2 protein-coding genes are annotated in these 592 nt (G+C 65.9%); both read right to left on the minus strand.

Going from position 1 to position 592, the window contains the following annotated elements; translation table 11 throughout:
- The coding region (locus HAQ05_RS28020; protein ID WP_190427679.1) for a hypothetical protein at positions 1–351 on the minus strand (351 nt) is incomplete at its 3' end.
- Positions 348–592: hypothetical protein (locus HAQ05_RS28025; protein ID WP_190427681.1), on the minus strand; the 245-nt coding region annotated here is incomplete at its 5' end. The genes HAQ05_RS28020 and HAQ05_RS28025, both read right to left, overlap by 4 nt.

Consider the following 592-nt stretch of genomic DNA (forward strand, 5'->3'; position numbering starts at 1 on the left):
GGTGAATGCGCCTTGGCCATAAAGCTGGTCGTGCAGAATCGCCGGGCGCATGCCGTAGCCGGCGCAGATGCCATACAGCGCCAGAGCGCCCACGGCGATGATCCAGAGCAGCGGCGCCAGCCAGGAGACGAACGTCAGCACCGCGCCGGCAATCAGCGCGCCAATGGCACCCCACCGGCAAATCTCGCGCAGGATGCGAATCGACGCCAGGTCGCTGGTGAAGCCGGCCGGGACTTCGAGCATCCCGTGCACCGGGTCGTTGAACACCAGCGGCTCCAGCAGCGTGAACTCCCACCGGCTAACCTGGCAGGTGGCCACGCCAGCGGCGAACTTGCCGGGATCGAGCGTCATGCCGGCACCTCGAGCACAGGCAGTTCGGCCAGGAACGCTTCCAGCGTCGGCACCTCGCGGGTGCCCGCCTCCACCGCGGAAAGCTGTTCGTAGGCGTATTCCCAAACCAAAGAGCGCCACGCCCTAAATGCCTTTCCGTCCGCCTGAAAGCGCGCCACTGTAGGCTCGTCGGCATAGCTGATGGCCGTCATCAAGTTATCGTAGCCATGCTCCTGCGCCGCCGCATCGAGGTGTGCCTGGG

Origin of the sequence: Pseudomonas typographi (genome assembly GCF_014694385.1) — a bacterium.
GTDB lineage: Bacteria > Pseudomonadota > Gammaproteobacteria > Pseudomonadales > Pseudomonadaceae > Aquipseudomonas > Aquipseudomonas typographi.